This is a genomic window from Neisseria zoodegmatis (assembly GCF_900187305.1).
Taxonomy (GTDB): Bacteria; Pseudomonadota; Gammaproteobacteria; order Burkholderiales; family Neisseriaceae; genus Neisseria; species Neisseria zoodegmatis.
In genome coordinates, this window is sequence record NZ_LT906434.1 from 2,168,306 (window position 1) to 2,182,466 (window position 14,161).

Annotated in this window: 9 protein-coding genes, 2 tRNA genes and 1 pseudogene; 1 reads left to right on the plus strand and 11 read right to left on the minus strand. The window is 46.9% G+C overall.

Going from position 1 to position 14,161, the window contains the following annotated elements; genetic code table 11:
• Positions 1-353 precede the first annotated feature (353 nt).
• The gene (locus CKV66_RS10195) at positions 354-2,591 is read left to right on the plus strand and encodes a nitric-oxide reductase large subunit (protein WP_085362830.1); all 2,238 of its coding nucleotides are present in this window, start codon (positions 354-356) and stop codon (positions 2,589-2,591) included.
• Positions 2,592-2,825: 234 nt separating this feature from the next.
• On the opposite strand, the pseudogene CKV66_RS10200 reads toward CKV66_RS10195, so the two are convergent.
• The 11 genes and pseudogenes from CKV66_RS10200 to CKV66_RS10250 form a co-directional block, all read right to left on the minus strand.
• A pseudogene (locus CKV66_RS10200) lies at positions 2,826-3,260 on the minus strand (YchJ family protein); the annotation flags it as partial.
• 367 nt (positions 3,261-3,627) lie between these two features.
• On the minus strand, positions 3,628-4,857 hold the full coding sequence (locus CKV66_RS10205) for an HlyD family type I secretion periplasmic adaptor subunit (protein WP_085362829.1): 1,230 nt from the start codon (positions 4,855-4,857) through the stop codon (positions 3,628-3,630).
• 94 nt (positions 4,858-4,951) lie between these two features.
• Entirely contained in the window at positions 4,952-7,102 is a 2,151-nt protein-coding gene (locus tag CKV66_RS10210; protein ID WP_085362828.1) for a type I secretion system permease/ATPase, read from the minus strand.
• Positions 7,103-7,140: 38 nt separating this feature from the next.
• On the minus strand, positions 7,141-8,346 hold the full coding sequence (locus tag CKV66_RS10215; RefSeq protein WP_095197919.1) for a TolC family protein: 1,206 nt from the start codon (positions 8,344-8,346) through the stop codon (positions 7,141-7,143).
• 366 nt (positions 8,347-8,712) lie between these two features.
• Positions 8,713-9,285, minus strand: a complete 573-nt coding sequence (locus CKV66_RS10220; protein WP_085356045.1) for a 50S ribosomal protein L25/general stress protein Ctc — start codon at positions 9,283-9,285, stop codon at positions 8,713-8,715.
• A gap of 67 nt (positions 9,286-9,352) precedes the next feature.
• On the minus strand, positions 9,353-10,339 hold the full coding sequence (locus CKV66_RS10225; protein WP_143773789.1) for a ribose-phosphate pyrophosphokinase: 987 nt from the start codon (positions 10,337-10,339) through the stop codon (positions 9,353-9,355).
• Positions 10,340-10,550: 211 nt separating this feature from the next.
• Positions 10,551-10,626, minus strand: a tRNA-Gln gene (locus CKV66_RS10230).
• A 9-nt stretch (positions 10,627-10,635) separates the two neighbouring features.
• Positions 10,636-10,711 (minus strand) — tRNA-Gln (locus CKV66_RS10235).
• A gap of 9 nt (positions 10,712-10,720) precedes the next feature.
• A complete protein-coding gene (ispE, locus tag CKV66_RS10240) occupies positions 10,721-11,581 on the minus strand; it encodes a 4-(cytidine 5'-diphospho)-2-C-methyl-D-erythritol kinase (RefSeq protein ID WP_085362825.1) in 861 nt (286 codons plus the stop codon).
• Positions 11,582-11,602: 21 nt separating this feature from the next.
• Entirely contained in the window at positions 11,603-12,196 is a 594-nt protein-coding gene (gene lolB, locus CKV66_RS10245; protein ID WP_085362824.1) for a lipoprotein insertase outer membrane protein LolB, read from the minus strand.
• 104 nt (positions 12,197-12,300) lie between these two features.
• Complete coding sequence (locus CKV66_RS10250; RefSeq protein ID WP_085362823.1) at positions 12,301-14,148, minus strand: tetratricopeptide repeat protein; 1,848 nt, start codon at positions 14,146-14,148, stop codon at positions 12,301-12,303.
• Between the last annotated feature and the right edge of the window lie 13 nt (positions 14,149-14,161).

Sequence of the window (14,161 nt, forward strand, 5' to 3'; positions counted from 1 at the left end):
AAAAACGGTTTTTTACTATTTTTCACAGATTATGTACGAGCGCGGAAACCGATATGTTGATTTAAATCAATTCAGTCATAAAATATGAATCTTTAATACCCGAATAATACTTTGGAACTAGCTTTCAGACGGCCTGACTAATCCTTTCTACCTACCCTCCAACTTATTGTTATCGAAAGATTAATTTTTGACATACATCAGAAAACCTGAAGAAAACAACCAAGATTCAACATCCTGCATCAATTTAACCTGCATACCATACCTTTTTTGATTTTCTCGTGCTACAATCTTTAACATTCATATTTTATGAATTTTTTAAACCACCCAAAACAACACAAACACAGGAGCGTAAAATGGGACAGTATAAAAAGCTCTGGTACTCGCTGATTGCGGTACTGACCATTACTTTCTCCATCCTCGGCTATTTAGGTGTCGAGGTTTACCGGCAAGTGCCGCCGATTCCCCAAGCCTATGTTTCTGCTTCGGGCGAAACAGTCATGACCGAACAGGATATTCTGGCCGGCCAATCCGCATGGCAAAGCACCGGCGGTATGGAGCTGGGTTCGATTCTCGGCCACGGCGCGTATCAAGCCCCCGACTGGACGGCCGACTGGCTGCACCGCGAGGCCGAAGCATGGCTGGATATCACCGCAGGCAAAGAGTTCGGTAAGAAATACGCCGAATTGGATAAAGCGGCACAAGCGAATATCCAAGCGCGTTTGGCCGATGAATACCGAAACGGCAGCCGCATCAACGATCAAGGCAAAGTGGTGTTGTCCGACACCCGTATCGAGGCAATGAAGCAGGTTGCGCCTTATTACATCACGCTCTACGGCGACGATGCTTCGATGATTCAAACCCGCGAAGCGTTTGCCATGAAAAACGGCACGCTGCCGAGTGAAGAGGCACGCCAAAAGCTGACCAACTTCTTCTTCTGGACTTCATGGGCAGCCTCCACCAACCGCCCCGACCATGATGCGACCTACACCAACAACTGGCCGCACGAGCCTTTGGTCAACAACGTGCCGACCACCGAAAACTACATGTGGTCTTTCGCCAGTATCGTGTTCCTGCTGTTGGGCATCGGCTTGCTGGTATGGGGCTTCTCGTTCCTGAAAAAACACGATGAAGAGCCGAAAGCGCCGTCTGAAGATCCTTTGTCGAAAGTTACGCTCACGCCGTCTCAAAAAGCATTGGGCAAATATGTTTTCCTGACCGTTGCTTTGTTTGTGGCGCAAGTGCTGCTCGGCGGCGTAACCGCGCACTACACCGTGGAAGGCCAGCAGTTTTACGGTATTGATATCTCGCAATGGTTTCCGTATGCCTTAGTGCGCACATGGCACATTCAGTCTGCGATTTTCTGGATTGCCACCGGCTTTCTGACTGCGGGCCTGTTTCTCGCCCCCATCATCAACGGCGGCAAAGACCCGAAATTCCAACGTGCAGGCGTGAATTTCTTGTATATCGCCCTGTTTATCGTGGTGCTGGGTTCTTACGGCGGCAACTTCTTGGCCTTGAGCCACGCTATTCCGGCCGATTTGAACTTTTGGTTCGGCCATCAAGGTTACGAATATCTTGATTTGGGACGCTTCTGGCAGATCCTGTTGATGATAGGTTTGCTGTTGTGGCTGTTCCTAATGCTGCGCTGCACCGTAAATGCGTTCAAACAAAAAACCGACAAAAACATGCTCGCCATTTTTGTCGCTTCTATGGCGGGGGTCGGTTTGTTCTACGCGCCCGGTTTGTTCTACGGCGAACACACCAACCTGACCATTATGGAATACTGGCGTTGGTGGGTGGTGCACCTGTGGGTGGAAGGCTTCTTCGAAGTGTTTGCCACTGCCGCCTTGGCCTTTATCTTCTTCAACATGGGCTTGGTATCGCAACGTACCGCCACTGTAACCGCTTTGGTTTCCGCCAGCCTGTTTATGGTCGGCGGCGTGCCCGGCACGTTCCACCACCTGTATTTTTCAGGAACCACCACGCCCGTGATGGCGGTGGGCGCATCGTTCTCCGCTTTGGAAGTGGTACCGCTGATTCTGCTGGGTCGCGAAGCTTATGAACATTGGTCTTATCAACACGCCTCTCCGTGGGCAAAACGTCTGCGCTGGCCGCTGATGTGTTTCGTAGCCGTGGCATTCTGGAACATGGTCGGTGCCGGTGTGTTCGGCTTCCTGATTAACCCGCCGATTTCCCTCTATTACCTGCAAGGCTTAAACACTACTGCGGTGCATGCTCATGCCGCCTTGTTCGGTGTGTATGGTTTCTTGGCACTGGGCTTCGTGCTGCTGGTTGCCCGTTATATCAAACCGAATATCGAATTCAGCGAAAGCCTGATGACATGGGGATTCTGGCTGCTCAACGGCGGCTTGACGCTGATGATCATTACCAGCCTGCTGCCCATCGGTGTGATTCAGTCTTATGCCAGCATCACCCAAGGTTTATGGTATGCCCGCAGCGAAGGCTTTATGCAGCAAGAGTTGCTCGATACTTTGCGCTGGATTCGCACCGTTGCCGACTTAATCTTCATCGGCGGTGCGTGTTGCGTAGCGTGGCAGGCAACTAAAATGGTGTTCAGCCGCGATAAATAAGGTGTTGCTTTCATCAATATCGTCATGAAGCAATAAGGCCGTCTGAAAAAAGTTTTTAGCGAAGTTCGCAAAACTCACTTTCAGACGGCCTTTATCCGTTCAAACACTTAACAAGCCCAACCATATATTGGTCAATAATCTGGAATCTCTTTTCCCTCTTCAATGCTTACCGCTGGCAAACTCATCGTAAACCCAACGAGGCCGTCTGAAAAAAGCTGTCTTCTATTCTTCCACTTAAGACGTAAAAAACTGCCCGCAACACAGTTTGAATTTCTTGCCCGCCCCACACAAACAAGGCTGTTTCATCGTCGGCAGCGGCACGGTCGGATCAATAAAATACCACCGCCCGTCAATATGAACAAAAGCCGACAGCTCATGATGTTGATGCCTCTGCCCGTTTGCATCTTGCCAATGTGCCGTAAACTCTACCTGTGCATGCTTTTTGCCAACCAAGCGGTGGAAATGCACATCCAACCTCAGCCAATGGGTTTCGCTGCTCCATTGCCCAATTTCAACTTTGTTGAGTAACGACTGCTGTGCCGGAACGGTCGTCTCCACAATATAATCCACCAAATTAAACACATACGCACTATAACGTGAACGCATCAAAGCTTCTGCCGTAGCAGGAAAGCGCTGGTGGACATGATAAGGTTTGCAGCAATCTTGATAAGCAAGTTTTGATTAGCAGCAACAAAGCCCTTCCCGTGCCTCACTCGGCTCAAACTTTTTCTGTTCGTTTTGTTTCATTGACTGTCTCTTTTTAAATTGGTTACCGCATCAAAATCATGATTTTAATTATGTGATTTCTGATTCTGCCCTCTACCGAGCGTCTCACAAAAACTCTGTAATCTCTAGGATTTTCTGCAATTTAACTACTCAAGACTTTTACCAGCTTTTCATCCGACATGAGGCAGTCTGAAAAATACTTCTACCATTTGATAACTTATAGCTACGATTTTCATATCATTCCCCATGTTCATCAAATAAAAACCAAAACGCCGTCTGAACTTTTCAGACGGCGTTTCAAACGTTTTCATTAACGCTCGCGCAGCGCTTGTTTCATACGGGTAATCGGTTTGATAAGGTATTGGAAAACAGTTTTTTCACCGGTTTTCACATCTACGGTTGCCACCATACCCGGAATAATCGGCAGCTCTTTACCGTTTCGGTCTTTCAAACTGTTGCTGTCTGTTTGTACCAAAATGCGGTAATACACCTGATTGGGGTCGAGTTTCAAATCATTCGCACGAGCCTGATTGCTGCTGCTTACCGTATCGGGACTGATCAAGGTTACCTTGCCGTCCAAGCCGCCATAAATCGCGTAATCATAAGCGCTGACTTTCACCACGGCAGGCAAACCCGGGCGCATAAAGGCAACGTCTTGCGGACGGATATAGGCTTCCACAAGCAATTTGTCGTCCAAAGGTACAATCTGCAAAATGTCTTGGCCAACATTCACTACACCGCCCACAGTATTGATCTGAATATTCTTCACGATACCGCGCATGGGCGAGCGGATTTGCGAACGTTCCACAGGGTCTGCACGCATCGCCATATTTTCTTTGGCTTGAGCCAACTCTGATTCTGCCTGCACCAATTCGTTATTGGCATCAGCCATATAACGGTTTTTACGCTCGGCAATCTGCAAGGCCAAATCGCTAGACTCCCTGCGCATTCTCAACAATTCCACTTCCGACACCACACCTTGGGCAACCATCGGCGCAGTGATGCTGATTTCCTTATCAAGCGTTGCCTTGCTGATGCTCAGATTGTGAATCGCTTCAGTCACGGAACGGCGGCGCGCCATAAATGCAGCATGTTCGCGCTGTTTCAATTCGTCGCTGATTCCCTGTGGAAAGTTCAAATTGGTACCGTAAGCCTCCGCCTTCAATCTGGCAATCATGGCTTCCAAGTTTTGAACTTTGGCTTCGCTTTCACGCAAAATGGCGGAACTACGGGTATCGTCGAGCTTCAGCAATACCTGATCTTTCTCAACGATATCGCCTTCTTTTACCAGCATTTCCGTAATGATCCCCGGATCAAGGCTTTGCACTACTTGCTCGCGACTGCTGGGAATCACATTACCTTGCCCGCGGGTTACTTCTTCAATCGGGCTGTTGTAAGCCCAAATGACAAACACCACCAAAAATACGAAAAACAGAATGATGACCCAAAACTGCCCACTGTGTTTTTCTTTCTGCAAAGCGGCATTAAGATCATTTACCAACGCCAAGTCTTTGGATTTAATATTGTTTTCGCTACTCATAATGAAAGTTACACCTTTACGGTTTGTTATAGGCCGTCTGAAACAGACCGGCATTATTTATCATATTTAATCTTTATCAAATCAACAGCTTCAATTAAGCCGCAGATTCAAGCTGTTTGTCGGTTTTGTTTTCACTCTGCATCAGCTTCTGTAATACCAAATCACGCGGGCCGTCCATAACGATTTTACCGTTATCCATCACGATAATACGGTTCACAATCTGCAATACTTGAGGACGGTGGGTAACCACAATCATCGTGCGGTCTTTACCCCATTGTGCAACCGCATTTAAAGCCATGCGCTCAGTAGCCTGATCCAAACCGGTAGTCGGTTCATCCAACAACACGACTCTCGGGTTTCTTAAAGTCATACGCGCCAAAGCAATAATTTGTTTTTGACCGCCCGACAATCCCAAACCGTCTTCGCCCAAAGGCATATCCAGGCCTCTAGGATGGCTGCGGATAATGCGGTCTAATCCAAAGCGTTTCAAAGCAATCAACAAATCCTGATCGCTCGAATAGCCGTCGGTTCGAGCCAAGTCCATGTTTTCACGCAAAGTACCCAAGAACAAACGGGGAGATTGGCTCAACAATACAACCTGATTACGCAGGAAATTCGGATCAAGCTGGCGCATATCTACGCCATCCAGCATAACGCTACCTTTCTCGGTATCGTACAAGCCGCTGGCCAATTTCAGCATGGTACTTTTACCGCTGCCGATACGGCCGAGAATACCCACTTTCTCACCCGGTCTGATGTTGAGGCGCAAATCAGTTACCGCTGCATTACCTTCTTGCTGGTATTTGAAAGAAACATTCTCAAAAGTGATATTACCTTGCACATGATCCAAAGTAATGTACTGGCGCTCGGGGCTGCGCTCAATCGGGCGCTCTACGATATTATTCACACCTTCCAAAGCAAGTTTGGCTTGCTGGAAACGGGTAGCCAACCCTGCAATCTGAGCCAAAGGCGCCAATGCACGACCCGACAAGATAACCGATGCAATCAAAGCACCCATCGTAATCCGTTCGGAAGGATTATCGGCATGTATCAAATAGGTTCCCAGCAAAACCAAAAATACTGTGTTCAACTGTTGCATACCGGTTGCAAAGTTAATCATGAAATTACTGGTATCTTTTACCTTGATAGAAGAAGCCGATGTTTTGGCCGTGTACTCATCCCAACGCTGTTGCGCCCAAGAAGTAGCATTGTTGGTTTTCAGCGTTTCAATACCTTCAATAGCCTCAACTGCCAAACCGGAACGTTGAGAAGATTCTTTCATTGACTCATTGATGTGACGCGAAAGAGGACGCTGCACCAATAAACCGACGATAACCACGATAGGAATAATGGTTAACGGCACCAAAGCCAATTTTCCACCTACTATTCCGATCACCGTAATAAACAGCAATAAAAACGGCAAATCCACAAGGGTCAACAAGCTCGCACTCGTCATGAACTCCCGAACAGATTCAAACTCACGCAGATTATTGGCATAAGAACCCGACGAAGCAGGACGATCTGCCAAACGCAACGCCATAACCCGTCTGAACAATGCTGAGCTAATAATCAAATCGGCTTTTTTACCTGCAATGTCAGTCAAATGACCACGAATCATTTTAGCGGCAAATTCAAACGTAATCGCCAAGACAACGCCGATGCTCAACACCCATAATGTTTCATAAGCTTGGTTCGGAATAACGCGGTCATAAACATTCATCACGTAAAGGGAGCTGACCAAAGCTAAAAAATTAATGATAAATGTTGCCAGAATAACTTGGTAATAGTAGCTTCTAAAACGCCAAATAACTTTCCAAAACCATGATTTCGGTAAATGATATTCCGGCAAATCAGAACGCATGTCCGAAACCATTTTAGGCTTGATAAACCAACAATAGCCTAAATAGAGAATCGCAAGCTGTTCATGATCCAATACTTGAGCCAAACCATCAGATTGACGGACATGGTATTTTCTGTCTTTTCCTGCGCCTTCAATTTGCGTTACTACTGCCGCTTCTTCATTATGAAGAATAAGCACTACGGGTACAGCCAAAGAAGGAATCTCTTCCAAACTACGTTTTGAGAGCGTATTCTCAAAACCGTGGCTTCTCAGCACCTCAGAAAGAGAATGAAAATTGACATTAAGTTTTTTATCCCTCACCACTTCTGCAGAAAGCGCCGCTTCAGAAACAGGCACGCCCAACAGACGGGTAGCCAAAGCAATGTGTTCGATAATGGATTTCATGGTAATGTTTTCACGTAAATGATTTATTAACTTTTAATTTAACGGCTTATACCTGCCCAATTGGCAACTTGCGATTGAGAAACCAAATATTCCAAAGCTGCATCTCTAAAATCGTTGCGGGCATTCACATTTTCCTGCTCAATATTTGCCAACTCATTATATGCACCCAAAACATCTGTTAATGTGCGCCGCGCTATCTTAAACTGCAGCTCATACGACTTCACAACTTCCTTTTGAGCCTCAATATGCTGAGCAGTAATATCAGCCCTTTGTTCACTTTGAGCCATATCAATCTCTGCCGTACGGGCTTTTTCTGTTACTTCTCTTAATATCTGCTCTGATTTAGATTCTGCGGCAATCAAAGCTTGGGCATTTTTTTCTACATTATGTCTGGAAGCCATATCTAAAACGTTCCAAGACAAGTTCAGATACAGCTCTTTAGTATCTTGCGTTGCCGTACCTTCAAGATTAATAGCCGGCAATCGGGCTGCTTTGGTTACGTCCAGCTCGGCTTTTACGCTTTCACGTTCAGCTTGCTGCGCCAAGTAGGAAAGATTTAATCCTTTGTCTTGGCTATTAAATTTCTTAACCAATGTAACAGCAGAATCATTTAGAAAAGGATCTTTCAAATCTTTTGGTGATATAGGCGCAGAAGTATATTTAGCCAATCTGCTTAGAGCTATTTCCATAGTTCTTTGCAGTTGGGACATTGAAGTTTGCACTTGAAGTTGGCGGGATCGCGCTTCTACCAGCTCGGATCTGCGCCCTCCATCATATTGAACAATAACACTGAGATCTTTTAAGAGATTGTTATGCCTATTTAAACTTTTACGGTTTACTTCCAAAGACTCTTTTGCACGCAACGCAGTAAGGTATAGTTTGCCGATTTCACTACCCAACTGCTCCTGAGTCTCGAAATATTTATGACCATAATAAATTTCTTTATTTTTATCACGTCTAACCGCAGCTTGTATTCCTCCCCAAGAATAAATATTCAGCGAACCTCTAACACCTAACCCGCTGTCTCGATCATTGCTGCTGTGCTTGTGTTTTTGTTTAATCATCTGAGTACCCGTAAGTGCCAAAACAGGATAATGCCCGGCACGGGTAGCTCTAGTTATACTTTGAGCTGCACGCTCGTTGGCCTTCGCTTCCAACAGGGCGGGATCTGAAACTAATGACTTCTTCAAAATAGTTTTCAGCCCCTCTGCAGAAGCAGGTTGCAGAGCGAAAAACATTAACATTGGAATAACTGACAAAACCGTCAGTTTTTGAGGCAAGAGTAGCGAAGGCTTATTATTTTTCATTTTTTAAATCATCGTAATGTCTGAGCATTTACTGCATTTAAGCAAATAAAATCATTCCAATTTCGGAACTAATACTAACTTTGTTAGCATAACACCATATTTAACATTTCTCAGCAACTCTAAGATAAAAGGTAGGTAAAGAACACCCAAAGTACACAATATTTGAAATATTAACTTTATTTATAATAAAATTTAGCAACAAAAGATAACAGCATTTCTAATCTCTTTTTTTGCAGCCCTACTTTTTTAGCTATAAAAAATCCCACAGCAAACCAACTGTGGGATTTTTTATTATCATTATTCTCAGCGTTTTTTACCGGTAACGGTAGCAACTGCCAAGTTAGCATTACGTTTCAAGGCAACGCTTTCAACGCCTTCAGGAAGCTTGATGTCAGACAGATGGAGAATATCACCCGCTACTACATTACCGCAATCCAATTCCAATGCAGCAGGAATATCTTTAGGCAAGGCAATAACTTCTACGGTAGTGTTGAGCAATGAAACTCGACCACCTTGTAATTTAACAGCTTGTGAAGTTTCTGCATTTACTACGTGCAAAGGTACACGGATACGCAAAGGTTTAGCAGCATCAACTACTTGGAAGTCGATATGTTGAACTTCTTGACGGAACGGGTGAATTTGGAAATCGCGTACGATCACGTCTTGAGTTTTACCATCAAGGGTCAATTTGATTAAAGCAGTGTGGAAAGATTCTTTTTCCAAAGCATAGAACACGGTTTTGTGATCAACTGCAATGGCAACCGGCTCTTGATTTTCACCGTACAATACAGCGGGGGTTTTACCTTCGCGACGCAGGCGGCGGCTCGCACCAGTGCCCTGTGCTTCGCGAACGGTAGCTTGAATTTCGTATGACATAATTTAAAACTCCAAAATAAATAAAATTAACTGCGCTCAGCCGCGACCAGCTTACTAGCAGCTCACATTAAGGCAGAAATACACTGCCGTTAGTTAACACATCTTCATTGAAAAGATATGAAACAGATTCTTCATTACTGATGCGTCGAACAGTTTCCGCCAACAATCCAGCAATAGTTACCTGACGGATACGTTCACATTTTTGTGCAGACTCCGATAAAGGAATCGTGTCGGTAACAACCACTTGGTCTATATCGGAAGAGTCGATACGGGACACCGCCTCACCTGAAAATACAGGATGCGTTGCATAAGCCAGTACTCTTGATGCACCTCGCTCTTTCAGAGCAGAAGCAGCTTTACACAAGGTATTGGCCGTATCAATCATATCATCAACAATCAGACAAGTGCGGTCTTGAATATCTCCGATAATATTCATCACTTCAGCCACATTTGCTTTAGGACGGCGTTTATCGATAATGGCCAAATCGGCATTCAATACTTTGGCTACTGCCCGGGCACGCACGACACCGCCGATATCGGGACTTACCACGGTCAGATTATCGATACGCTGACGTTGAATATCATTAATCAAAATCGGCGTGGCATAGATATTATCAACGGGAATATCAAAAAAGCCTTGGATTTGGTCGGCATGCAAGTCAACCGTCAGTACGCGGTCGATACCTGCCGAGTAGAGCATATTCGCCACCAATTTGGCGGAAATCGGAACGCGCACGGAACGGGGGCGTCGATCCTGGCGGGCATAACCGAAATAAGGGATAGCTGCTGTAATACGACCGGCTGATGCACGTTTCAAAGCATCGGCCATGGTCAGAATTTCCATCAAATTATCGTTGGTAGGCGCACAGGTAGGCTGAAGAATAAATACGTCTCTACCGCGCACATTTTCCAGAAGTTCTATGGCTACTTCTCCGTCTGAAAACTTGCTGACGGAGGCATTTCCCAAGGAAATATCTAGATGTTTAACCACTTTTTGAGCCAATTCCGGATTGGCATTACCGGTAAAAACCATCAAACTGTCATATGCAGCCATATCTTCATCACCTGGATTTATATTGGGGTTGTGCTCGGAAAACATCATTGCTTCCTTCTGCCGTTGGCCTAAAGACCGGAGCCGCCATTATACGCTCCAACTGCCAACCATCAAAGCCCCTTCTTCACTTAATTGATTATCTTTCAGACGGCCTCTTTAAGACCTTCTGACAACGTAAAAAGCGTGCAAGTAAACTCACACGCTTTTTAACTGGCTGGGGAGGAAGGATTCGAACCTTCGCATGCTGGAATCAAAATCCAGTGTCTTAACCACTTGACGACTCCCCAATAAGGGCTTGGCTGGGGAGGAAGGATTCGAACCTTCGCATGCTGGAATCAAAATCCAGTGTCTTAACCACTTGACGACTCCCCAACACTTCAATCAACTTTTAGCTACAAATAACGGGTGAATATCGAGACTTTTCACACAATATGATTCATAGCATTTTGGAATTTCCTGCAAAGCGGCTAATGCTTCTTGCTCATTATCGAAAGCCAAAAATAAACAAGCTCCGGAACCAGTCATTAAGGGCTTGCCTATTTTTTCAAGCATTTTATGAGCCTTACTTACTTCGGGATATTCCTGAAATACAACCGCTTGCATATCATTTCTAAAAGGCTGCAGCGATTGGAAAGTCGGCATTATGCTGGGTTCGGAATCACGTGTCAAGTGCTCGTTTGAAAAAATCACAACCGTGCTGACGTGAACAGGCGGCTTCACTACAACAAACCATTGTTGCGGAAGATCAATCTGTGTGAGCTGCTCGCCTATGCCTTTTGCAAACGCATTGCGTCCAAAAATAAAAAACGGTACATCCGCCCCAAGTTTAACGCCTATGCCGATTAATTCCTGAGTAGATAAGCCGCAACCCCACAACCGGTTTAACGCGATCAAAACAGTAGCTGCATCGGAACTTCCGCCGCCTAAACCGCCGCCCATCGGAATGCGTTTTTCCAGCCAGATATCCACACCTTGAAGGCCGTCTGAAAAAGGCTGCAATGCGGCTGCGGCACGACAGGTCAAATCTGCTTCGGGAGGCACATCCGGCAAAGGGGTATGTAAAATGATTTGCCCGTCGTTGCGCGGGGCGAGATAAACCGTGTCCTGCAAATCAATCAAGCAGAAAATGGTTTCCAGATTGTGATATCCGTCTTCCCTACGTCCGGTAATACGCAAATCCAAATTCAGTTTGGCGGGCGCAGGATATGCTTGGGCATGATCCGGAATGGCTGTTTGGCTCATGTTATTCCTTCACTGCCTGAATCATCTTGCTGCACATTGGCTGGCGGCATGAGTGTCGCGCGTAAGCGTCATTTGGTCGAACACCAGCCTTAAGGTCAGTTTGGAACTTTCCAGCAACAGGATTTTCGGCGTGCCGTCTGTATTGAGAGAACGGGTAATCGTCCATTCAAATTGCTGCAAACGCCCGTCGGGCAACAGTTGGTACGGTGCGTTGGCAACCCATTGGCCGTTGGCCCACACATGCAGATATTGTACGGGCAGGGCGAAGCCTAATAGTTGCTCGCTTAATTGCTGCGGGGTGGCTGCTTGATATTTTTTTCCTTTGCTGTCTACGGCCAGCACGCCTTGTTGGTCTTGGCAAAGTTGGCCGATGGTATTGCCCAGCGGGGTGTTGACATCAATTGTTTGGACTTGGTTTTGATAAGTCCAGTCAAAATTGGCATAGGAGCCTTTTTCGTTCATTTTGACGGCCAAACGCCCGTCGGCGGTAAAATCGGGAATGTCGGACTGTGCACGCCAGCTCTCTTTGCCGGCCGTTTGGTATTGGGCGCACGATGCCAAGATAAGCGAGGCTGCGACGAGGGGTAATATCGATTTGAAACGGGTGTATTTCATAAGATACCTACGGGGTTGAAAATTCAGACGGCCTGTATGGAATATGCCGCAAATCATCTGACATAAAGGCCGTCTGAAACATCGGTTTCAGACGGCCTCTTACATCATTTTTTCTTGGCTTTGACGGGCAGCTTCACGCCCAATCTTTGCAGGGTTTTTTTCAACACGCTATTGGTGTTGTCTTTACTCAAACCTTGCGACCAAACTGTTTTGGCTCTTTCGTGCTGGCCGAGTTTCCAAAACACTTCGCCCAAATGCGCGGCCACCTCGGGATCGGGGAACTGCTCGAAGGCGTACTCAAGATACGGCAACGCGGCTTGCGCATCGCCTTTCAAATAATACGCCCAGCCCAAGCTGTCGTTGATGGCTGCCGATTCAGGCTCTTGCTGGTAGGCTGCCTGAATGAGTTTAAACGCCTCTTCCAAGTCGTATTGCGGCAGGGAAAACATGGTATAGCCGAGTGCATTCATACCTGCTGCGCTGTCGGGGTTTAATTCCAAATAACGGCGCAAATCAGCCACGGCTTTTTCCGGGCGGTTGAGCTTATCCGCATACAGCATGGCGCGCTGGTAAAGGATGTCAGACAAACGCTCTTTACCGTCGGGCTGCTTTTCGGCATCAGCGGCCAGAGCATTCAGCTCCGCTATCGCTTCCTGCGGGCTGTTGTGCTTGCTCAATGCAAACAGATAAACACGCTGGATATCACTCATACCGAAAAAACGCCCTTGTTTTTCAGGCAGTTTTTGTGCGCGGCGGGCTTCTGCCAAAGCGGTTCGGCCGTTGCCCTGCTCAGCTTCGATAGAGGCTTTCAAAACGGCTTTGTCGAAATTGAACTCGGGAGAAGTAATGCGCTCCACCCAAGCTTTGGCTTGCTTGAAATCTTTGATGTCGGCATAACGCATGGCACCGATCACCGCCGCCCTACTCTTCTGCTCACTGGTGCCGATACGGTAGGCTTTGTCGAGATAATTGCCGACCACCGCAATATCGTCTTCACGCGTGATCGACAAAATGGCCGCCTGAATATACAAATCGGCATTGGGGCTTTCGTTCAACAAAGTTTGCAGGCGCTGATAGGCTTTGTCGTGTTTGCCGTCGGCAATCAGGCCGCTGATTTCCAACTCCTGCCATACCGGCGAAAGTTTGCTGGTATCGGTTTCGGCAAAAAAACGCTGCAACACTTTGGGGCTGTGTTGCGCTACCAAACGCAAAGTAATTTCGGTGGGCGGCAGGATATTGGTATCCAACTTGGCCAAATTCTGCAACGCCTGAACGGCATCGCGCTCGCGGCCTCTTTGGGCGCTTAAAATCAGATCGGCAATCGCCGCTTCGGGCATAGACGCATATTTTTGGGCGGCTTTGTGGATTTCTTTACCGGCTTTGTCGGCCAATCCCGCCTGTTGCAGGCTCATTTGCGCCAAGAGCAAGAAGATGCGGCGTGCCTGCTCTTCATTGGCGCGCTCAAGCACGCTTCCCAAACCTTTGGCAACGGCTTCCGATTTGCCGTTGATTAAGTCGAGCGTCCAAGCCATGCGTTTTTGGGCGTCGCTCGGCACAGGTTCGATTTCGCGCCATTTTTGATAAATCTGCCCTGCCTGCTGGTAGGCGCGCAAAGAAACGGCCATTTCTACCGCACGTTCGGCCACAACAGGATCTTTGGTGCGGTTGAGCATCACGATGTAAGTCGCCAATGCTGTGCCCGGATCACCTTTCTGAATCGCCATCTCGCCGCCCAGCAGCGTAAACAGATTGTTGGCGCGTTCAACTATACCGGAGCGGCGTTCGTATTCCAAAGCGCGCTCTTCAGGCGTATATTGGCTTTTGCTCGCCACCACAGATTTCACCGAATGTTTCGGCTGCTTCGCCGCCTCGGTCTGAGCATAAGCCTGACCGGCAAACACAGCCATCACGGCGAGTGCAGCGAAACGTATGCGGTTTTTTCCCAAAAACATAAAACTTTCCTTC